At 67.4% G+C, this 26,037-nt stretch carries 28 protein-coding genes and 1 tRNA gene; 22 read left to right on the plus strand and 7 right to left on the minus strand.

What is annotated here, in order from left to right; all coding sequences use genetic code 11:
* The first annotated feature begins 57 nt into the window (after window positions 1-57).
* The 12 genes from mrf (at window position 58) to DTA22_RS21340 (ending at window position 10,692) form a co-directional block, all read left to right on the plus strand.
* Entirely contained in the window at window positions 58-1,323 is a 1,266-nt protein-coding gene (gene mrf / locus DTA22_RS21280; RefSeq protein WP_112300806.1) for a ribosome hibernation factor-recruiting GTPase MRF, read from the plus strand.
* On the plus strand, window positions 1,320-1,574 hold the full coding sequence (locus tag DTA22_RS21285; protein WP_037243740.1) for a type B 50S ribosomal protein L31: 255 nt from the start codon (window positions 1,320-1,322) through the stop codon (window positions 1,572-1,574). Before mrf ends, DTA22_RS21285 begins: the two co-directional genes overlap by 4 nt.
* 64 nt (window positions 1,575-1,638) lie before the next feature.
* A complete protein-coding gene (gene rpmF, locus DTA22_RS21290; protein ID WP_112300807.1) occupies window positions 1,639-1,812 on the plus strand; it encodes a 50S ribosomal protein L32 in 174 nt (57 codons plus the stop codon).
* Window positions 1,813-1,836: 24 nt separating this feature from the next.
* Window positions 1,837-2,445: a trimeric intracellular cation channel family protein gene (locus DTA22_RS21295; protein WP_037243742.1), complete on the plus strand. Its 609-nt coding sequence runs from the start codon at window positions 1,837-1,839 to the stop codon at window positions 2,443-2,445.
* 68 nt (window positions 2,446-2,513) lie between these two features.
* Window positions 2,514-3,200, plus strand: a complete 687-nt coding sequence (locus DTA22_RS21300; RefSeq protein WP_005238656.1) for a response regulator transcription factor — start codon at window positions 2,514-2,516, stop codon at window positions 3,198-3,200.
* On the plus strand, window positions 3,200-4,678 hold the full coding sequence (locus tag DTA22_RS21305; RefSeq protein ID WP_037243744.1) for a sensor histidine kinase: 1,479 nt from the start codon (window positions 3,200-3,202) through the stop codon (window positions 4,676-4,678). Before DTA22_RS21300 ends, DTA22_RS21305 begins: the two co-directional genes overlap by 1 nt.
* 123 nt (window positions 4,679-4,801) lie before the next feature.
* Window positions 4,802-6,289: a S1C family serine protease gene (locus DTA22_RS21310; protein ID WP_112300808.1), complete on the plus strand. Its 1,488-nt coding sequence runs from the start codon at window positions 4,802-4,804 to the stop codon at window positions 6,287-6,289.
* Entirely contained in the window at window positions 6,289-6,849 is a 561-nt protein-coding gene (locus DTA22_RS21315; RefSeq protein ID WP_005567398.1) for a MogA/MoaB family molybdenum cofactor biosynthesis protein, read from the plus strand. Before DTA22_RS21310 ends, DTA22_RS21315 begins: the two co-directional genes overlap by 1 nt.
* A gap of 799 nt (window positions 6,850-7,648) precedes the next feature.
* Complete coding sequence (locus tag DTA22_RS21325; protein ID WP_037243746.1) at window positions 7,649-8,269, plus strand: MspA family porin; 621 nt, start codon at window positions 7,649-7,651, stop codon at window positions 8,267-8,269.
* 65 nt (window positions 8,270-8,334) lie between these two features.
* Window positions 8,335-9,036 (plus strand): MspA family porin, encoded by a 702-nt coding sequence (locus DTA22_RS21330; RefSeq protein WP_037243748.1) that lies wholly within the window; start codon window positions 8,335-8,337, stop codon window positions 9,034-9,036.
* Window positions 9,037-9,287: 251 nt separating this feature from the next.
* On the plus strand, window positions 9,288-9,908 hold the full coding sequence (locus tag DTA22_RS21335; protein WP_112300809.1) for an MspA family porin: 621 nt from the start codon (window positions 9,288-9,290) through the stop codon (window positions 9,906-9,908).
* An 82-nt stretch (window positions 9,909-9,990) separates the two neighbouring features.
* Window positions 9,991-10,692 carry an MspA family porin gene (locus DTA22_RS21340; protein WP_112300810.1) on the plus strand — a complete coding sequence of 234 codons (702 nt, stop codon included), beginning with the start codon at window positions 9,991-9,993 and terminating at the stop codon, window positions 10,690-10,692.
* Between the two features lie 68 nt (window positions 10,693-10,760).
* On the opposite strand, the gene mscL is transcribed toward DTA22_RS21340, so the two are convergent.
* The 4 genes from mscL to DTA22_RS21360 all read right to left on the minus strand — a co-directional run bounded on the left by mscL (window position 10,761) and on the right by DTA22_RS21360 (window position 13,114).
* A complete protein-coding gene (mscL, locus tag DTA22_RS21345) occupies window positions 10,761-11,228 on the minus strand; it encodes a large conductance mechanosensitive channel protein MscL (RefSeq protein WP_037243754.1) in 468 nt (155 codons plus the stop codon).
* Window positions 11,229-11,310: 82 nt separating this feature from the next.
* Window positions 11,311-12,024, minus strand: coding sequence for an SAF domain-containing protein (locus tag DTA22_RS21350; RefSeq protein WP_112300811.1), 714 nt, complete (start codon window positions 12,022-12,024; stop codon window positions 11,311-11,313).
* A 97-nt stretch (window positions 12,025-12,121) separates the two neighbouring features.
* Window positions 12,122-12,430 carry an FmdB family zinc ribbon protein gene (locus DTA22_RS21355; RefSeq protein ID WP_005238679.1) on the minus strand — a complete coding sequence of 103 codons (309 nt, stop codon included), beginning with the start codon at window positions 12,428-12,430 and terminating at the stop codon, window positions 12,122-12,124.
* 105 nt (window positions 12,431-12,535) lie between these two features.
* Window positions 12,536-13,114, minus strand: coding sequence for a 5-formyltetrahydrofolate cyclo-ligase (locus DTA22_RS21360; RefSeq protein ID WP_112300812.1), 579 nt, complete (start codon window positions 13,112-13,114; stop codon window positions 12,536-12,538).
* Between the two features lie 105 nt (window positions 13,115-13,219).
* Between DTA22_RS21360 and DTA22_RS21365 the strand changes: the two genes are divergently transcribed.
* The 8 genes from DTA22_RS21365 (at window position 13,220) to DTA22_RS21405 (ending at window position 20,260) form a co-directional block, all read left to right on the plus strand.
* Complete coding sequence (locus tag DTA22_RS21365) at window positions 13,220-14,140, plus strand: UTP--glucose-1-phosphate uridylyltransferase (protein ID WP_009478891.1); 921 nt, start codon at window positions 13,220-13,222, stop codon at window positions 14,138-14,140.
* A 19-nt stretch (window positions 14,141-14,159) separates the two neighbouring features.
* Entirely contained in the window at window positions 14,160-15,419 is a 1,260-nt protein-coding gene (gene glp, locus DTA22_RS21370) for a molybdotransferase-like divisome protein Glp (RefSeq protein WP_005238688.1), read from the plus strand.
* A 25-nt stretch (window positions 15,420-15,444) separates the two neighbouring features.
* The gene (locus DTA22_RS21375) at window positions 15,445-16,080 is read left to right on the plus strand and encodes a GNAT family N-acetyltransferase (RefSeq protein WP_037243762.1); all 636 of its coding nucleotides are present in this window, start codon (window positions 15,445-15,447) and stop codon (window positions 16,078-16,080) included.
* A gap of 274 nt (window positions 16,081-16,354) precedes the next feature.
* A complete protein-coding gene (gene sepX / locus DTA22_RS21380; protein ID WP_037243764.1) occupies window positions 16,355-17,095 on the plus strand; it encodes a divisome protein SepX/GlpR in 741 nt (246 codons plus the stop codon).
* Window positions 17,096-17,192: 97 nt separating this feature from the next.
* A tRNA-Ala gene (locus DTA22_RS21385) sits at window positions 17,193-17,268 on the plus strand.
* A 597-nt stretch (window positions 17,269-17,865) separates the two neighbouring features.
* Entirely contained in the window at window positions 17,866-18,738 is an 873-nt protein-coding gene (locus tag DTA22_RS21395) for a cell surface protein (RefSeq protein ID WP_112300813.1), read from the plus strand.
* A 2-nt stretch (window positions 18,739-18,740) separates the two neighbouring features.
* Entirely contained in the window at window positions 18,741-19,241 is a 501-nt protein-coding gene (locus DTA22_RS21400) for an ImmA/IrrE family metallo-endopeptidase (RefSeq protein ID WP_011597782.1), read from the plus strand.
* Window positions 19,241-20,260, plus strand: coding sequence for a hypothetical protein (locus tag DTA22_RS21405; protein WP_112300814.1), 1,020 nt, complete (start codon window positions 19,241-19,243; stop codon window positions 20,258-20,260). The genes DTA22_RS21400 and DTA22_RS21405 overlap by 1 nt, the downstream gene beginning before the upstream one ends.
* Here the strand turns inward: DTA22_RS21405 and DTA22_RS21410 are convergent.
* A complete protein-coding gene (locus DTA22_RS21410) occupies window positions 20,241-21,659 on the minus strand; it encodes a glucose-6-phosphate dehydrogenase (protein ID WP_112300815.1) in 1,419 nt (472 codons plus the stop codon). The genes DTA22_RS21405 and DTA22_RS21410 overlap by 20 nt on opposite strands.
* A 132-nt stretch (window positions 21,660-21,791) precedes the next feature.
* Window positions 21,792-22,208: a helix-turn-helix domain-containing protein gene (locus DTA22_RS21415; protein ID WP_005238699.1), complete on the minus strand. Its 417-nt coding sequence runs from the start codon at window positions 22,206-22,208 to the stop codon at window positions 21,792-21,794.
* Between the two features lie 644 nt (window positions 22,209-22,852).
* Between DTA22_RS21415 and DTA22_RS36325 the strand changes: the two genes are divergently transcribed.
* A complete protein-coding gene (locus DTA22_RS36325) occupies window positions 22,853-22,996 on the plus strand; it encodes a hypothetical protein (RefSeq protein ID WP_005561362.1) in 144 nt (47 codons plus the stop codon).
* Window positions 22,997-23,136: 140 nt separating this feature from the next.
* Window positions 23,137-23,976: an SDR family oxidoreductase gene (locus tag DTA22_RS21420; RefSeq protein ID WP_037243772.1), complete on the plus strand. Its 840-nt coding sequence runs from the start codon at window positions 23,137-23,139 to the stop codon at window positions 23,974-23,976.
* A gap of 3 nt (window positions 23,977-23,979) precedes the next feature.
* Here DTA22_RS21420 and DTA22_RS21425 read toward each other — a convergent pair whose 3' ends face one another.
* Window positions 23,980-26,028, minus strand: a complete 2,049-nt coding sequence (locus tag DTA22_RS21425; RefSeq protein ID WP_112300816.1) for an ABC transporter ATP-binding protein — start codon at window positions 26,026-26,028, stop codon at window positions 23,980-23,982.
* Window positions 26,029-26,037: the final 9 nt, after the last annotated feature.

A 26,037-nucleotide genomic window follows, 5' to 3' on the forward strand; every position in this document is an offset into this window, starting at 1 on the left:
GTTATGACAATCATTTTCGACAACGACGAGATTCCAATGTAGCGTTCTGGCCACGTAATGACAATCGTTATCGAAAGGGTGCTCGTGAGTGAGATACTCGACGGCCGGACGCCGCTGATCCTGGTTTCCGGGTGGAACGGCCCCACCGAGGACGCGGCGCGGTCGCTGCTCCGCGAAGGCACCGTCGTCGTGCATCACGACCTCGACCTCGTGCACGAAGGCGTCGTCCGCCGGACCGTCACCACGCTGGAGTCGGGGGCGCCGCGCGAGCGCCTCGGCATCCTCGAACTGGCGCACGGCTGCATCTCCTGCACGCTCCGCGAGGACCTTCTCCCGCTGCTCCGCCGCCTGCACACCCGCAGTTCGGTGCAGCGCATCGTGCTGCACCTCGACCGCAGGCTCGAACCCGAGGCAGTGTGCTGGGCGGTCGAGCACGTGGCGGTGTCCGGCGTGGTGGGGCAGATCGACGGTCCGGCATCGCGGGACGTGCGCGTCGACGGCGTCGTCACCTGCCTCGACGCGGGATCGTGGCTGGCCGACGCCACCGGCGACGAAGCGCTGGACGACGACCGCACCGTTGCGCAGGTCACGGTCGGGCAGGTGGACTTCGCCGACGCCCTGGTGGTGTCGGGCAGTGCAGGCGACGGCTGGCAGCAGGCCCGGCTCCACGCCGTCCTGTCCCGGCTCGCACCGGGCGCGCCGATCGTCTGGGGCGGTCACCCTCCCGACGTCGAGCGTCTGCTCCTCGACATCTCGGTCGGCGCGAGGCGGGGTGAACCGTCCCACGCCCACTCACCACTGCTGCGCGGGCAGCCGCCGCTGTCCCACGACTGCGGCGTCATGCTCGTCGAGTTCACCGCCACCCGGCCCTTCCATCCGGAGCGACTACACGAGGCCGTCGACGTGCTCCTCGACGGAGTCGTCACGTCTCGCGGGCGCATATGGGTCGCGACGCAGCCCGACGAGGCGCTGTGGCTCGAATCAGCCGGTGGGGGACTGCGGGTGGCCGGTGCCGACCGATGGCTGGCCGCGATGACCCCGGAGGAACAGGAACAGGTCGGGGTCGCGCGCCGCGCGATGGCAGCGCTGTGCTGGGACGAGCGCTTCGGCGACCGGCACACGTCGATGGTCGTGCTGGTGCATGCCGCCGACCCCACCGAGATCGACCGCACGCTGCAGTGGGCGCTCGTCACCGACGACGAACTCGCGGACGAAGCCTCCTGGCAGTCGTGGCCCGACCCGTTCGGGCAGTTCCACGAAGACCCCTGCGAGAGCAGCGAATCACCCTACGCAGAACCCGAATCGAGAGAGGGACACGAATGAAGCCCCACATCCACCCCGACTACCACCCCGTGGTGTTCCAGGACGCGAGCACCGGAACGACGTTCCTCACGCGGTCGACGGTGACCAGCGACCGCACCCTCGAATGGGCGGACGGTAACACCTATCCGCTCGTGGTCGTGGACGTGACCAGCGAGTCGCACCCGTTCTGGACCGGCGCGCAGCGCGTGATGGACACCGCGGGCCGCGTCGAGAAATTCGAACGCCGCTACGGAGTGCGCAAGCGCCCGTGAGTACTTGTTAACCGCCCGCGGTTAACAAGTACTCACGGGTCGACGACGAAGGAGGAGACACACCATGGCAGTACCGAAACGCAGAATGTCGCGGTCCAATACGCGCAGCCGGAGATCGCAGTGGAAGGCCCAGGCGCCCGACCTCGTCGACGTGACGGTGGGCGGCGCCACGCATCGCGTGCCGCGCCGGCTGGTGAAGGCCGTGAAGCTGGGATTGGTGGACCCGGCCGGGAAATGACGCTCCTCGTGCGAACCTTGGCGGGTGCTGCTGTACATCCTGGAACTGGTGGGCATCGCGGTGTTCGCGGCCTCGGGCGCCCTGGTGGGGGTGACGAAGCGCCTCGACATCTTCGGTGTGTGCGTGGTCGGTGTCTTCACCGCTCTCGGTGGCGGCATCGTCCGCGACGTCCTGCTGGGCATCCACCCGCCGACGTCGCTGGGCAGCTGGCCGAACCTCGGTACGTCGTTCGGCATGTCGTTGCTGGTGTTCTTCCTGCATTCGACTGTCGGGCGACTGCGCCGGGAGATCCTGGTGCTCGACGCTCTGGGCATGGGCCTGTTCGCGAGCACGGGCGCGGTGATCGCGCTCGAGCACGGGGCGAGTCCGCTCGCGTCGTGTCTCATCGGCGGGACGGCGGCGATCGGCGGCGGGATCTTGCGCGACGTGCTGGTGAACGAGGTCCCGTTGCTGCTGCAGCGGGACTTCTACGCCGTGCCGGCGCTGCTCGGTTCGGCGCTGGTGGTCGTGGTGAGCGAGTGGGGTTCGGGCACCGACGTGGCGCTGGTGGTGGGCACGGTGTTCGCGTCGGCGCTGCGGGTGCTGGCGCTGTGGCGGAACTGGGGTCTGCCGGGCCCGCGGGTCCTCGAGTGACCGGCGCCATCGCACTTCGATGATCCCTTCTCAGACATATCTCAGTTGATCGGGCCAAACTGTCGGGTATGCGCATTTTGGTGGTCGACGACGATCGCGCCGTGAGGGAGTCCTTACGGCGGTCTCTCAGCTTCAACGGATACTCGGTGGAACTGGCCGTCGACGGTATCGATGCCCTCGAGAAGGTCGCGAACGCGCGCCCCGACGCGCTCGTGCTCGATGTGATGATGCCCCGCCTGGACGGTCTCGAGGTGTGCCGACGGCTGCGGAGTACCGGCGACGACCTCCCGATTCTCGTCCTCACGGCACGCGACTCCGTGTCGGAGCGGGTGTCGGGCCTGGACGCCGGAGCCGACGACTACCTGCCGAAACCCTTCGCCCTGGAGGAGTTGCTGGCCCGGCTGCGCGCCCTGCTGCGCCGCGCCGCGCCGGAGCCGGGCATCGACTCGGAGAAGATGACGTTCGAGGACCTCACGCTCGACCCGGTCACCCGCGAGGTGACGCGTGGCGAGCGATCCATCAGTCTCACCCGCACCGAGTTCTCGCTTCTCGAGATGCTGATGGCCAACCCGCGCCGGGTGCTGACCCGCGGCCGCATCCTCGAGGAGGTGTGGGGTTACGACTTCCCGACGTCCGGCAACGCGCTGGAGGTGTACGTCGGGTATCTGCGTCGCAAGACGGAGGCGGACGGAGAGACCCGCCTGTTGCACACCGTCCGCGGAGTCGGCTACGTGCTGCGGGAGACTCCTCCGTGATGGCAGTTCCGTTCCACAAGACCGCCGACAAGTCGGGGTCGGCGAAGCACGACTCGCACCACATTTCCCGGCACCCCACAGGTCCGATCCCGTTACCACCCGAGATGCGGCCTCCGATGCCGTTGACGCGGTCGGTGTCGCTGCGGTGGCGGGTGACGCTGCTCGCCGCGTCCGTGGTGGCCATCGCGGTGGCCGTGATGGCCATCGCGGCGTACGCCGTGGTGTCGCGGGCGCTGTACGCGGATGTGGACAACCAGCTGCGCACCCGGGCGTCGGCGCTCATCGACAGCAATCTCGTGACGTTCGATCCGCGCTACATCGCGGGCGCGACGCTGTACACGACGGATATCAGTGTGGCGCTGATCTTCCCGGACCTCGACACGTACACGCCGCCGGGGTCGAGTGTCCCCATCGGCGAACCCGAACTGTCGGTGGCCCGCGGCGAGCGCGACACGTCGTTGCGGACGGCGGAGAATCAGCGGGTGCTGGCCGAGCGCACCCAGGACGGCAGCACGCTGGTGATCGCGCAGCGACTGGCGCCGACGGGTGCCGTGCTCGACCGGCTCGCCTGGGTGCTGTTCATCGTCGGCGGGTGCGGAGTGGTCCTCGCGGCCGCCGCCGGAACGACGGTGGGGCGCACCGGTCTGCGTCCGATCGCCCGGCTCACCGCCGCCACGGAACGGGTGGCCCGGACTGACGACCTGACGCCCATGCCGGTGACGGGCAACGACGAACTCGCCCGGCTCACCGAGAGTTTCAACACGATGCTGAGGGCGCTCGCGGAGTCGCGGGAGCGGCAGAGCAGGCTCGTCGCCGATGCGGGACACGAACTGCGGACCCCGCTGACGTCGCTACGCACCAACATGGAGTTGCTGATCGCATCGAGTCGTCCTGGCGCACCGCATATTCCGGACGAGGACATGGCCGAGTTGCGTACCGACGTGGTGGCGCAGATCGAGGAACTCTCGCAGCTGGTGGGCGACCTCGTGGATCTTGCCCGTGAGGACGCGCCGGAAACCATCTTCGAGAGAGTCGATCTCAGCGAAGTGGTGGAACGGAGCCTCGAGCGGGCACGCCGCCGGCGCAACGAGATCGACTTCACCGCAGTCACCGTGCCCTGGTTCGTCTACGGCGACCACGCGGGACTGTCGCGGGCGGTGCTCAACGTGCTCGACAACGCGGCCAAGTGGAGTCCCACCGGTGAGCAGGTGCGTGTGGCGATGAAGCCGGCGGGCGACGGACTTCTCGAACTCACGGTGGACGACGCGGGACCGGGCATTCCGGAGGAGGATCGGGAGCTGGTGTTCGACCGCTTCTACCGGTCGACGGCCTCGCGCTCGATGCCCGGTTCCGGGCTGGGGCTGGCCATCGTCAGGCAGGTCGTGGTCAAGCACGGCGGCACGATCGCCGTCGACGTCTCCGAACGGGGCGGTGCGCTCATCCGGATCGTCCTTCCGGGCGAACCCGAAGCGGAATAGTCTCAGGGTCTCGGCTAACTCAAAGGCCGGTCTCAGGACCTTCTCAGTCCCACCGGGCACTCTCGTACACAGAGACGGTGCGACTGCCCCCTGCGGGCGGTCGCGGGAGATGGAAGTGGTGCGATGACCGAAGATCGAAACAGTCACGACGGCAACAGCCGCGACAATGCCGGTGGCGACCAGGGCGCGCGCCCCGATCAGCCCGCCCACCCGCAGTCGACGCCGGGTTACCACCCGACCGAGCAGTTTCCGGCCACTCCGCAGAACCCCGCGGGCAGTCCGATGGGGCAGCAGGCCTACGGCGCGGCCGGGTACCCCCAGGGCAATCCGTACGGTGCGCCGCACCAGCCCACACAGCAGTTCGGACAGCCTCAGCACGGCGCCTCGGGACATCCGGGTGCCCAGCACGCGGCCGGGCAGCACGGTGCGCCTCAGGGCCCGTTCCCCGGCCTTCAGGGCCCCGGACAGGCCGGGGAGGGATCGACGGCGACCGTGACCAAGCGTCCCGCCCGCACCGCCATCGTGGTGGGCGCTGTGGCGCTCGCCCTCGTGAGCGGTGGCATCGGTGGCGTCGTGGGCTCCCTGGCAACCGACCGGAACGGTAGCGGCGCCGCGGTGACCAACTCCCTCGACGCCCCCAAGAACAACACCGCGACCCCGGCCGCGAACGCACCGGCCGGTTCGGTGCAGGCGGTCGCGAACAAGGTGGTCCCGAGCGTCGTCCAGATCGAGGTGGCGACGGCGGGCGGTTCCGGTGGAGAAGGATCCGGCATCGTCATCTCGTCCGACGGCATGATCCTCACCAACAATCACGTCGCTGGCGCGGCCGCCAAGGGTGGCAAGCTGACGGTCGCCTTCTCGGACGGCCGCACGGCGGACGCCAAGCTGGTCGGCGCCGACCCCGTGTCCGATCTTGCGGTCATCAAGGTGGACGGCAAGACCGATCTCACTCCGATCGAGCTGGGAACGTCCGGCAACGTGCAGGTCGGACAGCAGGTCGTGGCGATCGGGTCGCCCCTCGGCCTGGCCGGGACCGTCACCGAGGGCATCATCTCGGCGCTCAATCGCCCGGTGTCCACCAGCGGTGAGTCCGGCAACCAGAACACCGTCATCGACGCCCTCCAGACGGACGCGGCGATCAACCCGGGCAACTCCGGCGGCGCCCTCGTCAACATGGACGGCCAGCTGATCGGCATCAACACCGCCATCGCGAGCATCGGTGGTTCCGGTGCGGGTGAGCAGAGCGGATCCATCGGCCTCGGCTTCGCGATCCCGGTCGACCAGGCCCGGCGCATCGCGGACGAGCTGGTCAAGACGGGCAAGGCCACCCAGGCCGTCATCGGGATCCAGGTCCCATCGCAGGACGCCGCCAACGGTGCCACCGTCGTCGAGGTCACGTCGGGCAGCCCGGCGGAGAAGGCGGGAATTCCGAAGGGGTCGGTGATCACCAAGGTCGACGATCGCGTCATCACCAGCGGCGACGCACTCATCGCCGCCATCCGTTCACACGCACCGGGAGACAACGTGTCCATCACTTACACCGACGGGAACGGATCCAATACGAAGACCGTCGACGTCACGCTCGGAACCGCCGAACAGGGTGGCCGCTGATGAACACGGGGATTCTCGGGCAGGTCGAGTCCGTTCTGAACGGGGCCACTACGGTAGGGACCATGGACATCGAAGCCTCGCTGGCCGGCCGCGCGCTGGTGGTAATCGTCGACGACCGCACCGCTCACGGTGACGGCAAGGACTCCATCGGGCCTCTGGTGACGGAACTGCTGAACGAGGCCGGCTTCATCGTCGACGCCATCGTGGCGGTGGCGGCCGACGAGGTGGAGATCCGCAACGCGCTCAACACGGCCGTCATCGGTGGCGTCGACCTCGTCGTCTCCGTCGGCGGCACCGGCGTGTCGCCCCGCGACGTCGCTCCCGACGTCACCGCCGAGGTCCTCGACCGCGAGATTCCGGGAATCTCGGAGGCCCTCCGGTCTTCGGGTCTCGCCGCCGGTTCCCTGGACGCAGGGCTCTCCCGCGGGCTCGCCGGAGTGTCCGGCAGCACACTCGTGGTAAACCTCGCTTCCTCCCGCGCCGCGGTCCGGGACGGCATGGCCACCCTGACGCCGCTCGCGGCGCACGTGATTTCCGAATTGTCCGGTCTGGAAGGCTGAGACGATTTCTCGTTCCGACGAGCCGGACTCGCCCAGCGAGCCCGACGAGCAGGCAGTTCCGAGCCGGGCCCCGATCGACAGGGCCCGGCTCGAACGCATCTTCGGGGACGTCTTCCCCGACACCACCGCGGACGAACGCGAACCCGGGGACGGGCCCGGCGCCGCTGCCGGCGACGAATGGCTGCGCCGTCAGCGCCCCCCACATCACGGGTAGTTATCTTCGAAACCCTCACCTTAAGCGAATCGTGATCTGCGGTCGCGCCCTGCGATCACCCTGAGTTTTTGTGCGTCTGCCCGAGCGGAATTTTCCCGGGCGCGGGGTGCTCTTCAGCGTTCTTTCAGGCATCACATTCCGGTCAGAACAGACATCCTTCGAGCTTGTGAACCGAATGTAAACGTTACCGAACTTAACGTGAACAGCCAGTGAACCTGCAGGTCAGGGGAGTGGCAAGTGGTCGGAATTCTCGCGCAAATCCCACACGTTGGACACGTTTTCGGGTGTGGCATACATCACGATTCCGTTTCCGATGGAATTAATTGCTTAGGCAACCACCTGCCGGTTACTGTCCTCGGCGAGTCAGTACTGGAGATGGAGGGCAGGGTCGATGTGCCGTTGCCCAGTCGGAACTCTGACAGTTCGTCAGTGATTTCGTCTTCAGCGCGGTTATCGAGCTGTGATCATCCGTAGTTCACTCTGCGGACATCACAGCTCTGGATACTGCGCTGGGCCCGACATGGACCACTCCTCAGTCTCGAAGGTCGTGACTGGGAACCAGCAGAATCCTGATGAGGGGAACGAATGAGCGAGAACCGAAAGACCGGCCTGCGCCGTGGAGCCCGCATTGCCGGCCTTGGTGCCGCTGCGGCTGTAGTCCTCGGCCTGATGTCCACGGGTGCGGCCAACGCCGACACCTTCGTGCCGCTGCCGGGTGGCGAAAAGGTCGTCAACGCGGGAAGCGTCACGGCCAAGATCGCCCGCAACGCGGAGAGCGCTCTGGTTTCTCCGTCGCTCGCCGCCAATGGTGCGGGCCGCACAGCATGGGTGTCGGGTGACGTGTTCGCCGAGCTCGGCGGCGAGATCCCGGAGGAAGGCGCAACGCTGACCACCGGTTACATCGTGGGTTGCCAGGCCGACATCACCGGCCTCGAGGGTGGTCTGAGTGCCGATCTCGGTCTCGACTCGCTCGGCCTGGGTGGTTCGCTGTCGATTCCGATCAGCGCCGGTGAGGTGAAGTTCGCGAAGGTGAAGTCCAAGACGGACCTGAAGCCGGGTGTGTCCGCGATTCAGTACCGCGACCAGCAGATCGAGGTCCAGGGTTGCGGCGGCTACGCGCAGGCTCGTGCGTACACGGTCCTCGAGATTCCGGGGAACCACTACGTCAAGTCGACCCTCTACGGGCAGCCGTTCAGCATCGGCTGATTGCTCGTAAGCAGATCCCACTTCACGACTTCTCGCGTCAGCGACTTTCACCCTAGAGGGGAACAATGAACAGCAAGACCCTGCGCCACGGCGCCAAGGCTGCCGGCGTGGTCGCCGCGGCCACCGTCGCGATCGGCCTCTTCTCCACCGGTGCGGCCAACGCCGACACCTTCGTTCCGTTGCAGGACGGCACCGTCACGCAGACGCTGCTCGACGGCACCGTGGTGACCGTGCGCCAGACCGGCAACACCGCGAACATCAGCCCGTCGATGGGTTCGACCCCGCTGCACCGCAACGTGTGGACGTCGGGCTCGATCGACGTCTCGCTCGAGGGTGGCACCGCCAAGGGCGGCACCATCGACGCCGGGTACATCGTGGCGTGCCAGCTCAACTTCGGTGGCTCCGTCGACGCCGAGGCCGGCGCGAGCATGGCGCCGTCCGACCTCATCGGCGCAGCCACCGGCGGCGCTGCTGCCGCGATTCCGGCCGAGGGTGGTGCCGGTAGCGGCATCACGATCGGACCCGGCCAGGCCACCAACGTGCCGATCCTCGACATCGAGTACGAAGACGACTACGGCGCCGAGGCTCACAAGAGCAGCTTCAAGTTCACCGGCAAGAGCGGTGGATTCACGTACTCCGACGAGACGTTCGGTATCTCCGGTTGCGCCGGCTACGCGCAGGCCCGCTCCTACGTCAAGGTCGCGGTCTCGACCGACTCGGTCGACGGCACCGTCACCCTGTGGGGACAGCCCTTCAGCCTCGGCTGACGCAATGACGCCGAAGAAAAATTGAACAATGTAGTACCTCGAGGTTGGGGGCGTACGGCACTTCCGTACGCCCCCAACCTCGCTCTATGCGCTGTTGTGCATGTCACAGTTAGGACACGGGGGCTGGCGCGGAGGCGGATTCGGACACGTGGCTATAACATTTGGACGTTGTTTCAGCTAACTTTATCCCGTCAAGAGGTAAAGACTGCCTAACCGAACGCCGGGTAGGTGGTACCTGATGAGGGGAAAGAATGAGCGAGATCCGTAAGTCAGGCCTGCGCCGTGGGGCCCGCGTTGCCGGCCTCGGTGCTGCCGCGGCTGTTGCACTCGGCCTGATGTCCACCGGTGCAGCGAATGCCGACACCTTCGTGCCGCTGCCGGGTGGCGAAAAGGTCGTCAACGCAGGAGGCGTCACTGCCAAGATCGCCCGCAACGCCGAGAGCGCTCTGGTGTCGCCGTCGCTGGCCGCCAATGGTGCGGGCCGCGTTGCGTGGGTATCGGGTGACGTGTTCGCCGAGCTCGGCGGCGAGGTGCCCGAGGAAGGCGCCACGCTGACCACCGGTTACATCGTGGGTTGCCAGGCCGACATCACCGGCCTCGAGGGTGGTCTGAGTGCCGATCTCGGTCTCGACTCGCTCGGCCTGGGTGGTTCGCTGTCGATTCCGATCAGCGCCGGTGAGGTGAAGTTCGCGAAGGTGAAGTCCAAGACGGACCTGAAGCCGGGTGTGTCCGCGATTCAGTACCGCGACCAGCAGATCGAGGTTCAGGGTTGCGGCGGCTACGCGCAGGCTCGTGCGTACACGGTCCTCGAGATTCCGGGGAACCACTACGTCAAGTCGACCCTCTACGGGCAGCCGTTCAGCATCGGCTGATCAGCGCGCACCCGAACAACCAACCTTTTCGAGTCGTGTGGGCTGCCACTGTGCCCACTGTAAGAAACCCTAGAGGGGAACAATGAACAGCAAGACCCTGCGCCACGGCGCCAAGGCCGCCGGCGTGGTCGCCGCGGCCACCGTCGCGATCGGCCTCTTCTCCACCGGTGCGGCCAACGCCGACACCTTCGTTCCGTTGCAGGACGGCACCGTCACGCAGACGCTGCTCGACGGCACCGTGGTGACCGTGCGCCAGACCGGCAACACCGCGAACATCAGCCCGTCGATGGGTTCGACCCCGCTGCACCGCAACGTGTGGACGTCGGGCTCGATCGACGTCTCGCTCGAGGGTGGCACCGCCAAGGGCGGCACCATCGACGCCGGGTACATCGTGGCGTGCCAGCTCAACTTCGGTGGCTCCGTCAATGGTGAAGCAGGTGCCAGCCTGACGCCGTCCGAGGTGATCGGTGCAGCTACCGGCGGTCCTGCCGCATCGATCCCGGCCGAGGGTGGCGCCGGTAGCGGCATCACGATCGGACCCGGCCAGGCCACCAACGTGCCGATCCTCGACATCGAGTACGAAGACGACTACGGCGCCGAGGCTCACAAGAGCAGCTTCAAGTTCACCGGCAAGAGCGGTGGATTCACGTACTCGGACGAGACGTTCGGTGTCTCCGGTTGCGCTGGCTACGCGCAGGCCCGCTCCTACGTCAAGGTCGCGGTCTCGACGGCTTCGGTCGACGGCACCGTCACACTGTGGGGACAGCCCTTCAGCCTCGGCTGATAATTCGTTCCACCCATGACTCCGGGCCCGTGCACGCAGCTGCTGCACGGGCCCGGAGTCGTCGGAAGCTACTCGCGAGTCTGCTCGAGGTTCGCTGCCTTGTCGGAGGTCATGGCATGCGCTCCGTCGGAACTCGCTGCCGCTCCGTCGGGTTGGAGGCTCACTTCGAGGATGTCGCGGATCTGGATCAGCAGGTCGGCCTCACTGGCCTTCTTGTCTGCGGGCTCGGTGATGAACCGCTTCTTCGCGGCGTTTGCCGGGACGATGAGAATGAAGTACACGACCGCGGCGATGATCACGAAGTTGATCACGGCCGTGATGACGGCGCCGATGTTGATGAAGGTGGCCGGGTTGTCGGAGAGAATCTGGTAACCCCAGCCCAGATCGTTGGCGCCGCCCGCAACGGCGATCAACGGATTGATCACGTTGTTCGTGAACGCTGTGACGATGGCGGTGAACGCGGCTCCGACTACGACCGCGACGGCGAGGTCGAGGACGTTCCCCCGGAGCAGGAAGTCCTTGAATCCCTTGAGCATGTCGACGTCTCCTCGAGTGGGGGGCAAGTCATCCAGCACTATTCGGAGAAAAGCCTAGATCAGCGCGGCTCCGCGTGACGGATCACTGAAAGGTCACGGTGATCGCGCTCGTGGGGGATGCGGCGGCCACCGTCGTGGCCTCGGATGCCGGAAGGGCCAGCATTACCACGCGTTCGCGCTGGTCACGTCCATTCTCGGACGGTGTCACCAACACCACGACGGCGCGGGACGCCAGTACGGTGGCGCCGGACCGCCGGTCCGGATTCGCTGGTGTGTCGGGATCGACCGTGAGCACGTCGACGCGATCGCCCTCACGCAGAAGTTCCGTGACCGCGGGATCGGCGAGCCGGACGGGGACGATCCGGGCGTCGTCCATGCCCGCCGCGGCCGCGGCCAGGCGGGGTCCCAGTACTCGGACGTCGGTGAGGGCTTCACCGGCGCGTGTCGGTCCGGCGAGGGTGCGCCCGTCTATGTCGGACACTGCGGTGACGGCGCCGTCGGGCAGGGTCCCGACCTCGAGTTCCACCAGTTTCACGTCGGCCTGCGTGAGAACGACGCCTGGTTGCAGATCGTGGGCGGCCACCACGACTGCGGAGCGGGCCGAGTCGGGGTCTCCGCGGGCGAGGAGAGCCAGTGCGAGGCAGACCAGCGCGGCGGCCAGGACGCGTCTGGCGACGAGGGCGCGGGCCCAACCGGGATGGGCGAGATCCGACAGCCGGTCGGCCCACGACGGGCTCAGACTTCGGTGTGCTCGGTTCGACCGGCGGCGACCGGTCTGGACAGGGTCGAACGACATGGTTCGACGCTACGAGACCGGCGGGCCCGTGGGTACGCCGAAAGGGCCCGCCTGTGGATGGACGAGAAGTTGTGGATAACTCGCGGAGAAGCGAGAACTAGCTGGCAGCGGCCTTGGCCGGTGCGGCAGTCGCGGTGCTCGACGAGCTGGACGAGGCAGTCGACGAACTTTCCGACTTCGCGGCGGGAGCAGAATCGGTCTTGGCCGGCTCGCTTGCTGCGCCGGACGTGCCGCGGCTGTCGGTGCGGTAGAAACCGCTGCCCTTGAAGACGATGCCGACGGAGTTGAACAGTTTGCGAAGCTTGCCCGAGCATGCGGGGCAGACGGTCAGGGAGTCATCACTGAACGACTGGACGATGTCGAAACGGTTGTCGCATGCCGTGCACGCATATGAATAAGTGGGCACCGGGGTTCCTCCGCACTGTGTAGTCAAACCGCAGGTTTTAGCACTCTACAGTCGACAGTGCCAACAACGCTAATCAGAGAACTATTCCGGGCGGGAAACGCGTCGTCAGCGGTCGCCGAGCGGGACGAGGCCCGATCCGGGGGTGAGTGCCCATCCCATACGTACGTCATGGGGATCCTCGGGCAGCTCCGACACCAGTTCCTCGTCGCGGACCACCGTGATCAGCCGCGCGTCGGAGGCGGCGAGGCCGAGCGTCCGGTCGTAGAAGCCCGCGCCGCGGCCGAGCCGCACGCCCCGCCGGTCGACGGCCAGGGCGGGAACGAAAATGGTTTCGGCCGAACGTATCTCGTCGGGTTCCCACACCGGACCGGTGGGCTCGCGCAGGCCGTAACTCGCGTCGGTGAGACCGTCCGCGCCGGTGAACTCGGACCAGTGGAGCGGACCCGGTTCACGGGTGACGGGCACGAGGACACGTCCGGCGACCTGTCGGAGGGCGTCGAGAAAATCCACCGATCCGGGCTCGAGCGCGGTGGGAACGTAAGCGCAGACGGTCGCTCCGCCGGCGATTCCCTGTGTGACGAGTGCGACGAGCGCCCGGTCCTCGGCGGTGCGGAGTTCGGGGGTCAGAGCGCGCCTCCCGGAGAGCACCAGTTGCCGCCACTCGTCCTTCGTTCGTGCGTGCATGCCCCAACCTTAGAGCCGGCCGGAGAGCGCCCCCGACGGGTTCCGGGAGGTTACTGACAGGATCTTGGTGACTGTCGAGTAGGTCCGCACAGTTATGGTGTGGGCATGACAGACGCCGCACCGCACACCGCCAGCGCCTTTCGCACGGCTGTAGTGCCCGCAGCGGGAATGGGTACGCGATTCCTCCCCGCGACCAAGACCGTGCCGAAAGAGCTGCTCCCGGTGGTGGATACCCCGGGTATCGAACTCGTGGCCGGAGAGGCCGCGGATTCGGGTGCCGGCCGGCTCGTGATCGTGACGTCGCCGGGCAAGGACGGAGTGGTCGCCCACTTCGTCGAGGACCTCGTTCTCGAGAGCAAGCTCGAGGCCAGCGGCAAGTATCACCTGCTCGAGAAGGTGCGCAAGGCTCCCGGCCTGCTCGAGGTGGAATCCGTCGTCCAGGACGAACCTCTCGGCCTGGGCCACGCGGTCGGCTGCGCGGAGTCGGTCCTCGACGACGACGAGGACGCCATCGCCGTGCTCCTCCCGGACGACCTGGTGATGCCGCGCGGAGTGCTCGAGACGATGTCGCGGGTCCGCCGCAAGCGTGGCGGCACCGTCCTCTGCGCCATCGACGTCCCCAAGGATCAGGTGAGCTCGTACGGCGTCTTCGAGGTCGAGACGGTTCCCGACGCCACCAACCCCGACGTCCTCAAGGTCATCGGCATGGTCGAGAAGCCGGCTATCGAGGATGCGCCGTCCACGTTCGCCGCCGCAGGTCGCTATCTCCTCGACCGCGCGATCTTCGATGCGCTGCGGCGGATCGAACCCGGCGCAGGCGGCGAGCTCCAGCTCACCGACGCCATCGCCCTCCTCATCAAGGAAGGCCATCCCGTTCACGTCGTCGTGCACCGAGGCACGAGACACGATCTCGGAAATCCCGGCGGCTACCTCCGAGCTGCGGTTGACTTTGCGTTGGACATGGACGAGTACGGCCCATCGTTGCGCGAATGGCTGATCGACCGATTGAAGCGGACGGATTCCTAGAAGCTCGGGAGGCAAGAACTTGCGGTCGGTCGAGGAGCAACAGACGATCGTGACCGCGGCCGCGGTGGCGCCGCGGCCGGTCCGTGTGGCGATCTCCGAAGCCCAGGGGCTGCTGTGTGCCGAAGAGGTGGTCACCGAGCGTCCGCTTCCCGGTTTCGACCAGGCCGCGATCGACGGCTATGCCGTCCGCAGCGTCGACGTCCAGGCTGCCGGAACCGACATCCGGGACGACGACGGTGCGCCCGTCGAACTGTCGCTTCCCGTGGTCGGCGAGGTCACGGCCGGTTCGCGGCAGCCGATCCGGCTGCAGCCGCGTCAGGCCGTCAAGGTCGACACGGGTGCTCCGCTCCCGACGCTCGCCGACGCCGTTCTTCCGCTCGACCGCACGGACGGTGGCCGGGCCCGCGTCAAGATCTACAAACCGGTCCGGTCCGGCGACTACGTGCGCCGGGCCGGCGACGACGTGCAGCCGGGGGACGTCGCAGTCCGGGCAGGCACCATCATCGGAGCCGCGCAGGTGGGGTTGCTGGCGGCGGTGGGTCGCGACAAGGTGCTCGTGCATCCCCGGCCCCGGCTGTCCGTCATCTCGGTCGGTGGCGAACTCGTCGACGTCGACCGGACCCCCGGTCCCGGCCAGGTCTACGACGTCAACTCCTACGCTCTGGCCGCCGCCGCCCGCGACGCAGGAGCCGACGTCAACCGGGTCGGTATCGCGAACGCCGACGCCCGCCGCCTGCGCGAGGTGGTGGAAGGTCAGCTGATCCGGTCCGAGATCGTCGTCATCGCGGGTGCCGTCGGCGGCGGCGCCTCCGAGGACGTGCGGGACGCTCTCGCCGATCTCGGCAACCTCGAGGTCGACCGGGTCGCGATGCATCCGGGATCGGTCCAGGGTTTCGGTCAGCTGGGCCGGGACGAGGTCCCGACGTTTCTGCTCCCGTCCAATCCGGTGAGCGCGCTGGTGGTGTTCGAGGTGATGGTGCGCCCGCTGATTCGCATCGCGCTGGGGCGCAGGCAGCCGATGCGACGCGTCGTCACCGCCCGCACCGTCGCGCCGATCACGTCCATCGAGCACCGCAAGGGGTTTCTGCGCGGTCAGCTCATGCGCGACGAGGCCACGGGGGAGTACCTCGTCCAAGCTCTCGGCGGGGCGCCGGGCGCCTCCTCGCACCTGCTCGCCACGCTGGCCGAGGCCAACTGCCTCGTCCTCATCGACCCTGAGATCACCGAGGTCCGGACCGGTGACCAGGTGGACGTGGCCTTCCTGGCGCAGCGGGGCTGATGACACCGCGACAGTGTGAGACGGGATGACACAGCATCCGGGTTGGCCGCCGCATCTCGGGCCCCTGCGGGTGAAGGGTGGCGTCGTGACCGTGCGCGCCATCAGGTTGCGTGACGCGGCCGCGTGGAGCCGTCTGCGCACCCGTGACCGTGCGCACCTCGAACCGTGGGAGCCGACGGGGGAGGCGCCCTGGGAAGCGCGCCACCATATTTCGGGATGGCCCGGACTGTGCAGCAGTCTGCGTTCGGAGGCCCGGAAGGGTCGCATGCTGCCGATGGCCATCGAACTCGACGGCAATTTCTGCGGCCAGATCACGATCGGCAACGTGGTGCGGGGTGCACTGCGCTCCGCCTGGATCGGTTACTGGGTAGCCAGCGACGTCAACGGGCTCGGGGTGGCCACGGGCGCACTCGCGCTGGGGCTCGACCATGCGTTCGGGCCCGTGGGTTTGCATCGCGTGGAGGCCACCGTGCGGCCGGAGAACCTGGCGAGCCAGGCGGTGCTCCGCAACGTCGGCTTCCGCGAGGAGGGTCTCCTCGAGCGCTACCTGGATGTCGACGGGCAGTGGCGCGATCACATCCTGGTCGGCATGACCGTCGAGGACGTGCCCGGCACGGTCGCGGATTCGCTCGTGCGGAGTGGCAAAGCCACCTGGGCCTGACCGACGTAGCGGACATGGACAAACGTCCAGCTACGCGGCAGTTATCTCACGGTATCAAAGCTTCCCGACCGGGACTCGGCTTTCGGCGAGTCTTTGCCGGATCGTTTCCTCTGCCGTCTCGAGGCATGTCGAGCACCACATTTTCGCGTTACGCATGTGACACCTGAGTATGGTGAGATCGGCGCGTCTGCGAAGATGTGCGTGTTCATGCGGTTAGCCTGGGTGGGTCAACAGCGGTATCCATGCTGGTAGACGATTGGGAGGAGGTCGCCGTATGCCGAACTCGTTTCTCTGGATCGGGCTCGTCGTCGTGTGGCTCTTCGTCCTGGTCCCGATGCTGGTGAACAACCGCCCCCGGATTCGGCAAACCAGTGACGCAGCACTCGCGACGCGTGTGCTGCACCGCGGTGACGAACGTCCCGTGCAGCGTGGACCCGCGGCTGGACACCGCAGCGACCCGTACTGGCAACCGGAACCGGACCACTACGGCTACGACGCGGAGGACCTTGTGGACACTCACGCAGAGGAAGACGAGTTCGACGGTGAGCGGGCACCGGTGGGTGAGTACGTACCGGCGCGCCGGGGGCGTGGCGGCTTCGATCCCGAGGCCGATGCCATCGCGCGCGAGGCCCGGTACGCGTTCCGCCAGCGGTCGGTTCTCGGACTGGTGTTCGCGACGATCATGTCGGCGGCGCTCGGGCTGATCATCTCCCCGCTGATGTGGTGGGCGTTCGCGGCCGGTGTGATCGGACTCTTCGGCTACTTGGCGTATCTGCGCCGGCAGGTTCAGATCGAGCAGGAGATCCGTCGTCGGCGGACCGCGCGTCTGAATCGTTCGCAGTTGGGTGTCGAGTCCCGCAGTGACGAGGAGCTCCGCCTCATCCCGGCCCGGTTGCGGCGTCCAGGTGCCGTCGTCCTCGAAGTGGACGACGAGGACCCCGAATTCGATCATCTCGAACACTTCGACGACGCGCCGATGCAGCAGGCCACGATGCGCCGAGCTGCCGGTGAGTAGCCGGCCGAATCGGGCCGAAAGCCACGCCGGTGTAGGCGATTCGCTCCCGCCGCGGGTGGCCTGCTAGAGTTTGCCGAGCGGATCGCAGGATCCGCACGGGGCTGTGGCGCAGTTGGTAGCGCGCTTCGTTCGCATCGAAGAGGTCAGGGGTTCGATTCCCCTCAGCTCCACCACAGAAGAGGCACTCACTCCATCCGGAGAGAGTGCCTCTTCTGCATTCCGGCGCCCTTTTCCGCGTTCCGGCCCAGGTGGGCGCCGTCGCCGGGGGTGCAAGAGCGTGGCGCAGAGCGAACCCCCGCCTCTTGGATTTGCCAAAAGGTAACTGAATGCTGTGTACTGTCCGTAGGTCATCAAGGGGTCGATCGCACGGGGTGGAAATACATGCAGGCAATGGACAAGATCTCGAAGTTCTTGGAGCCGGCGACGGTGGTCGCGACCATCACCGCGACGATGTTGCTGGTGAACGTCCTGTGAACTCCGGCCGACCAACCGACGTCGCGAGGGCCGCGTCGGAGACGCCGACCTTCCGCTGACCGATCCGCACCTCCAGGCGGCAACGCCGAACCCGCAGGGGTTCTCGGAAGCTGCTCGAGTCCCACCTGGCTCGGGCACCGCTGGTGGTGCCGGTTCCCCGACACCGGCACCACCAGCACCTCCGCTCGGTTCGCTCGATACCATGACACCGGCGACGTCGCCGTAGACGTGGTGTCGTGTCGTGAATACGAGGGGGGTGCACAGTGAGCGCGCGTCGTGTTGTTCGAAGGCTGACCATGGTCGGACTGGCGCTGGCCTTCTTGTCCGGGCTCGGCTGGGTCACCGTCTCGGTGTTCCCGTCCGACGCCTCCGCCGGCCCCCAGTACCACGACTGCGCCAGCAGCCGTTGCGACGACGGTTCCTCGGAGTCCACCGGCGGCGGCAAGCCTCAGCATCCTCACCCGCCGTGCGAGAGTCGTCGCGGCTGCGGGGGTGGAGAGCCCAGCGAGACACGGGAACCCAGCGAGACTCGGGAACCGAGCGAGAGCACGAAACCGTCCGAGACGGCCGAGCCGTCGGAGACCACGGAACCGTCCGAGACCGCCGAACCCACGGAGACGCCGACTCCTTCCACGTCACGGGTCGTTGTCGCCCCGCCCCGTCCGATCAAATTGCCGCCGGTGGCCGAACCGAACATCGCGCGCCCGGACACGTCCGGGGACGGTGATTCCGGAAACGACTCCGGTTCCGATGCTGCTGATGCCGCCCCGGGCTCCGAGGGTCCTGCCGCACCCCCGGCGTCCGGGGGAGCGCCGGCCGGAGGTTCCGGCACCGGTCCCGGAGCCGCCGCGGCAGGCCAGGGGGCGAGTGGTCCCGCGGATTCCGCACCCCAGGATCGGCCTGCCAGGGAGACCCCGGGCAGCGGCGGACCGCCGCCCGCCGCGGAGGCACCGGCTCAGGGCGATCCGGCTGCTGCGCCGCCGGGAATGGTTCCGGTGGTCCACAGCGAGCCGTTGCCTGCGATCACCGTTCTCGGTGGGGTCGGCGTGCTGCTGTGCTTCGCCGGCGGCGCGGGTGCGCTGACCTTCAAGGGTGCTCGCGCACAACAGGCGCGCATCGCGGCCGCGCGGGCGGAATTCTTCCCGCCCGCTTCGAGTGGAGGGATGTAGTCGTGGGGGCGAACAGATCTCATCGTCGGGTGGCAGCGGCCGTGGACGCGGTGTGTGACGCGGCGGCCCGGGCCGAAGCGGTGTCACTCCGGCACGTGGTGGACGCGGTGGCCCGCGAACGGCAGCGTCCCATCGAATTGGATTTCACGAAGCCGATGGCGCCCGGAGTGTGCGGCCAGAGGCGCGCGTACCCGGATCGGGACGTGATCGTGCTGGCGCCGGGCCTACCGGACCTTGACCGCACGCTCGCGCATGAGCTGGGTCACATCGTGTTTCGGCACGAGGGAGCCGAGATCGTCGCCGCGACGCTCGAAGCCGGCGACGATCTGATCGCCTACATGCTGAGCCAGCGGTCGCGGCGGCGGGGAGACGAGCAGCCGTCCGACGAGGTGGCCGAGTGGGAGGCCGAGACGTTCGCGTCGATGCTGCTCATCCGGTTGAACACGATGCAGGGGCGCGGAACTCCCGTGTCCGTGCTCCGCTACGACGAGGCGATCGGCTGATGGGCTGGCTGGTTGCGCTCGTCGTCTGGACTGCCGCGGGTGCCCGGATCGGCCGGGTCGCCGCGCGCCAGCCGACGCCGCTGCGCGTGGCGATGGTGGTGGCGGTGTCCAGTGCGGCCCTCGCATCGACGCTGGCAGTCCCGGACGTCGCCGGGCGCCTCGACACCGTGGCCCCGACGGTCGGCCTGTCGGAGATCCTCCTCGAACTGGCGTGGACGCTGTTCGCCGCCGCGAGCGCGGTCGGCGCGGTCTCCGTGTGGCCGATACTCCCGCGTCCTGCGCTGCGTGCCGTCGCCGTGGTCGTCTACACCGTGGCAGTGGTGCTCGGAATCGGGCTGGCCGGTGGGTATCCCGTTCCTGCGCTCGTGTTCATCGTGATCGCACTGACCGCGGTGGTCGTGACCGGGATCCGGCACGTCGCGTGGACACCCCTCGGCCGCGGAATCTCACTGATCGTCGTCGGATCGGCGATCGTGCTGGCGGCGGCGGTCGTGGGACTGGTGCGTGAGGTGTCGGGGGAGACGTGGGCGGTCGGCTCCTCCTCGGCATACACCGTCGCGGCCGTGGTCGTGTCGGTCGGAACCGTCTGGGTGCTCGTCGAAACCTGGCTGCGCGCACGGCAGGACCTGCGCCGCATGGACACTCTGCATTCGGTGCTCGTCGCACGGTTCCCCGAGGTGGTCGAGGGCGACGGCAAGGGGAGCACGACCGTTCTCCGCGCCTCCGACGCCGTCGCGCACGTCATGGATGCCCTGTACCTGCAGGCGGGTGCGGGCATGCTCGATACGGACGAACAGGATCTTCCGGAATCGACGGCCGAACGCACCTGGATTCTCGCGCACTGGATCGACGACCCGGTCGCCTCGGACGTCCTCGACACCGAGTGGATCGCGCCGCCCCAGGGCACGTCGCCGCGCCGATGGGTGCTCGATCTGGCGGACGCGTACGCCGAGTTCCGGAAGTCGGCCCCGATTCCTGCGGACCAGCCGGAGCCGCCGGTCAGTCCGGCGAACCGGTAACGAGCCACCCGCAGGGCGAGGCGAGGTCTTCTGCCTCCGGCGGTCCCATGGATCCCGCGGGGTAGGGCTTGGCCGGGGGAGGGTCACGCAGCAGCGAATCGGCGACGGTCCAGACGTGCGCCAAGCCGTCGGGGCGCGTGAACAGCGACCGGTCGCCGTGCAGGACGTCGAGGATGAGCCGCGAATAGGGTGCGAGGGCGTGGGCGAGCGGCACCGTGTCGAGGGGCAGGCCCAGATGGCCCACCGACAGGCTGTCGTCGGGCCCGGGTTCCTTGACGACCATGGAGATGTCGATCTCGCCGTCCCCGGACAGATCGAATGTCAGGACGGCGCCGTCCGGCGGAATGTCCGTGAGCGGGCCCTGGGGACTTCGGAAGACCAGACTGACCCGTTGCCTGCTGACGCCCAGCATCTTTCCGGTCCGGAGGAGGAACGGCACCCCACGCCAGCGGTCCGTGTCGACCCACAGCCGGGCGGCGACGAACGTCTCCGTCGTCGAATCGTCCGCGACGCCGTCGACGTCGCGGTACCCCTCGTACTGGCCGAGCACCACGTCGGCCGTGTCGAGGGGACGGAACGCCCCGATCACGGATTCCCGGGCGGATTGGAGGTCGTCGGCGCCCAACGTCTGCGGCGGCTCCATCGCGATCTCGGCGGCGACCTGGAACAGATGGGTCACCAGCATGTCGAGGACGGCGCCGGTGGCGTCGTAGAACCGGGAGCGGTCGTCGATGTCGAGCGTCTCCGGCACGTCGATCTGCACCTGCTCGACGTGTTCCCGGTTCCAGACGCCCTCGATCATCCCGTTGGCAAAGCGCAGGATGTGCAGATTCTGGGTGCTCTCCTTGCCGAGGAAATGATCGATCCGATAGATCTGCTTCTCGTCGAGGACGTGGTGCACGGCTGCGTCGAGTTCGGTGAACGCCGCCTGGGACGTCCCGAACGGCTTCTCGTAGACGACGCGTGCGCCACGGGCCAGGTCGTGAGCGCCGAGCGCACGGGTGGTCTCGGCGAATGTACTGGGGGGCAGGGCCAGGTAGTGTACCAACTGTGCGTCTGCCGCGTGAAGGTCTTCCCGCGCCTGCCGAACGGCTGCGGGTAGCGTTCCCGGGTTGTCGGGAGTGAAACCGCCGCCGGCGAATCTCAGCCGCCGCGCGAACGCCTCCCAGTCGGTGCCGTCGTGCGGTACTCCGAACTGGTGCAGGACGTCGCGCACGTGGTCACGGAACTGATCGTCGGAGACGTTGCCGCGGCCCGTGCCGATCAGCATCCACTCGGAGTTCAGGAGCCCTGACTGGGCGAGCTGGAAGAACGCGGGGATGACCATGCGTTTGGACAGGTCCCCGGTGGCGCCGAAGAGGACGAAGATCGTGGGACCGAGCTGCGGTCTGTCAACCATTGCTCCATCATGCGCCACATGGACACACCGGGCAGGGCATTCCGGCGGTGTCGTCTTGTGCGCCCGGTGACTTCTACCCGGATGTCGGGTGCGACCTGCGGCGAACTCGTTGCCGCCCAACGGCTCCGGTGATCAGCGGGACGCGTCCGGTGGGACCTCCGGCAAACCCTCGCTGGCGCGGAGTTTCTCGGCCATCGTGGTGAGCAGGTTCTGCGACTCTTCGGAGAGGTCGAACGCGCGGCTGGAGAGCTTGCGAAGTCCGTATCCCTGGAGTTGAGAGAGAAGCTCGAGATCGTGGTCGATCTTCGCGGCGTAGATGTCGTTGAAGAAGTAGTCGGGCTTCACCTTGAAGAAGCGAGCGAATGCCGCGACCGTTTCGTCGGAGGGATTGGTGCGTTGTCCTGATCGGAGCTGGGAGATGTAGGGCTTCGAGATCTGATGCCCGTCCGCGATGAGTGCCGCCGCGACCTCTGCGTTGGTATGCGGTTTACGTCCCGGAGGGTGGACCGTGTCGAAGAGCTTGTTCAACCGCGCAGCAAAATCTGCCATTGTGAGCCGCCGGGTCCTCTCTCGTGCGCGCGTCAGTCGTGTGAACGACACCGTACCACGATGATAACCGATTGATAACTCACGGACATAGAGGCAAAACGTCGCTCGTCGACGCCGGGCTTATCTCATATATGTTTCAACGATCGCCTGCTCCTCGCTCGCGGATCGCCGACAATTCGGGCGCCCTCTGTGCTCGTCACGCGCGTTCTACCGTTGAAAGTTCAAGAGAGGCGTTGGTGCAGGGCGCGAGACGGCTGCCTCGTCGGTGGCGGCCGCCTGCACGACTGCGTGGTTGCCCTTTCAATCACTGGGAGTTAGCTGGCAACGTCGCAGGGGTGTCGGCCGTCGGGTTGCCGTGCCTATACCCCCAGTTCAGGGCAATTGTGTTGCGTTGCGCATCGCAACGTCGAGAGGTCGCTCGCGGCCCGCGGGGCTTTGTGAACAGTACTGTGAAGGAGGGGCAACCGCACGGGCGCCGGGCCGCGCGCCGCCGATCCGCCCCCCGTTCGCCGGGTGATCCCGGTGGATTCCCTCCGTCCAGCTGGACGATTGTCCAGCTCAGATGGGGTTCCGCCACTGCGGCGCACCCCTCGAGTCTGGCCAAATCTGAAGCCGTCGGGGATGATTGTGATATGGAACACAGAATGAGTGACGCCGAGCTTCGGAAGGCGATTCGAGTTCTGCGCGAGCGCGCCGACGACGCCCGGCACCGAGGAAACGACGACGACGCCAACGGAATCGAGAGGACGATTCGCACCTATCAGGAAGAAATGACCCAGCGGTTGTGAACCGTCACGAACCGGCCCGGAGAGGGCCGGTTCGCGTTTTTCCTCGGGAAAGGCGCCCGTGCAGTTGCGTGCGCGCAATCAGATTGCGTGCGTAGACTTCCAGCCGACACGGATCGGTGACGACGGGGGCGCGCACGGCTATGGCGATCAAAACTCTGGACGGCAAGAAGTGCCTGATCACGGGTGCAGGTAGCGGGATCGGGCAGGCGACCGCACTGGCGGCCGCGGCGGAGGGCGCCGAACTCTTCCTCACCGACATCAACGAGGTCGGCCTGGCGCAGACGGTCGAACAAGTCGGCAGCCGCGGGGGCACCGTCAGTTTCTCGCGCGCCCTCGACGTGTCCGACTACGACGCCGTCGCCGCATTCGCCGCCGATGTCCACGATCAGTTCGGCAGCCTCGACGTCGTCATGAACGTCGCCGGTATCTCCGCGTGGGGGACCGTCGAGAATCTCGAACACCGCCACTGGAAGTCCATGGTGGACGTGAATCTGATGGGTCCGATCCACATCATCGAGAGCTTCCTGCCGCCGATGGTGCGGGCGGGACGCGGCGGTCACCTGGTCAACGTCTCTTCCGCCGCCGGTCTGCTGGCACTCCCGTGGCATGCGGCCTACAGCGCAAGCAAATTCGGGCTCCGCGGAGTGTCCGAGGTTCTGCGGTTCGATCTCAAACGGCACGGTATCGGCGTGAGCCTCGTGGTTCCCGGGGCGGTCAAGACGCCGCTGGTGGGCACCGTCGAGATCGCCGGGGTCGATCGCGACGACCCGCGCATCCAGAAGGCGATCCACCGCTTCGAGAAGCGGGCCGTCACGCCCGAGAAGGTCGCGTCCTGCATCATCGCCGGCGTCAAGAAGGACCGGTACCTGGTGTACACGTCGCCGGACATCCGGTTCGGCTACTGGTGGGCCCGCAAGTTCTCGCCGCCGTACGACTTCGTGATGCAGAGGGCCAACGACCAGTTCAGCAAGTTCCTGTAGAATCTAGAACTCTCCGCCCCGGGTGGGGGCGCTTGGGGCGAGCACCGTCCCGTCGGTGAATCGGACGCCGTCGGTGCACCGGCACTCGACCTGACCGCCGCCGAACTGCTCGGCGTGGAGCCGTGCGTACAACCCTTGCCGTGCAAGGAGTTCGGTGTGCGTGCCGCGCTCGATCAGCGTTCCTTCGTCGATCACGAAGATCACGTCGGCGTGCTGAATGGTGGACAGCCGGTGGGCGATCGCGAGGGTGGTGCGTCCGCGCATCACCTCACCGAGAGCTCGCTGGACGAGTCGCTCGGAGACCGTGTCGAGCGCGGACGTCGCCTCGTCGAGGATCAGTACGCGGGGGTTCTTCAGCAGCACCCGCGCGATGGCCAATCGCTGCTTCTCCCCACCGGACAGGCGGAATCCTCTTTCGCCGACCAGGGTGTCGTATCCGTCGTCGAATCCGAGGATGCGGTCGTGAATGTTGGCGGCCGCGGCCGCGGCCTGCAGTTCGGCATCGGTCGCGTCCGGTTCGGCGTATCGAAGGTTGTCGGCGATCGAGGCGTGGAACAGATACGGGTCCTGAGTGACCATTCCGACCGCCTCGGCGAGCGAGCTCATGGTCAGGTCGCGCACGTCGTAGCCGTCGACCCGGACGGCGCCACTGTCCACCTCGTACAGGCGCGGCACGAGGTAGCAGAGCGTGGTCTTGCCCGCGCCGGACGGTCCGACGAAGGCGGCGAGCTGACCAGGCTCGATCTCCAGGGACGTGCCCGTGACCGCCCAGCGCCGGCTGCGGCGTTCCGCGGGTTCGGTTTCGGGCGCCGCCGCAGCCGGAAGGCGAGGTGCGACGGTCGCGACGCCGCGCATGCCGCCGCCCCCGCCGCCGCGACCCAGGCTGCGCAGTGCCACCGGGTCGGGATCGGCGGTGGCCAGCCGGACGGGCGCGGGATACGCGAAGTACACGTCGTCCAGCTCCACCCGTCCGGGTGAGTCCGCGGGCAACTCGACGGCGTCCGGGCGGTTCACGATCGCGGGTTGCAGGTCGAGGTACTCGAAGATGCGGCGGAACAACGCCATCGACGTCTGGACGTCGAGGGTGACCCGCATCAGCGAGACCAACGGTTGCAGCAACCTGGCCTGCAGGGTCGAGAACGCGACGAGTGTGCCCGCCGAGAGCGCCGCGGAACCGCCACTGACGAGATAGCCCGCCAGCAGGTAGACAAGAGCGGGAGTGATCGCCATGAACGAGCTGACGACGGCGAAGAAGCCCTGACCCGTCATGGCCTGCCGCACCTGCAGTTCGGTCTGCCGGGCGTTCTCGGTTCGATACCGGTCGAGTTCGGTGTCTGCCTGGTTGAACACCTTCGTCAGCAGCACACCCGAGACGCTCAGCGCTTCCTCGGTGATTGCGGTCATGTCCGACAACGACTCCTGCGTCTTGCGCGCGAGAACCCGTCGCCGGGCGCCGACCCGCCGCTGCAGGTACACGAAGCCGGGGAGCAGCGCGACCGCGAGAAGCGTCAGCTGCCACGACAGCAGCAGCATCGCGATGAGGGACGCCGTGACGGTGACGACGTTCGACAGGATGCTCGATGCCGTGGACGTGAGGACCGACCGCACCCCACCGACGTCGTTGGCCAGACGCGATTGGATCGAGCCGGTCTTGGTGGACGTGAAGAATGCCAGTTCCATCTTCTCGAGATGGGCGAACAGGCGTTCCCGGAGATCCGCCATCGACAGGTTGCCGACCTTGGTGGTGAGGTAGCTCTGGCCGACGCCGATCAGCGAACCCGCCAGCGTCACCGCGATCATCGCCACGACCAGCCACAGCAGCAGTGTCAGATGGACACCGCTGCCGTCGGTGGGAAACAGGGCGCGGTCGAACACCGCCTTCGTGAGGAACGGGTTCACGATGCCGAGCAGTGAGGACACGACGATGGCGGCCGCGACGAGCACCAGCCACCCGCGGTAGGGACGCAGGAGCGCCCAGATGCGGGGGAGCAGCGAAGGCTCGGCGGGCGCCTCCGGGGCCTGCTGGGTGGATGTGGGACCGGTCGCGGGCATCTCCCCATC

This window comes from Rhodococcus wratislaviensis (genome assembly GCF_900455735.1).
Classification (GTDB): Bacteria; Actinomycetota; Actinomycetes; order Mycobacteriales; family Mycobacteriaceae; genus Rhodococcus_F; species Rhodococcus_F wratislaviensis.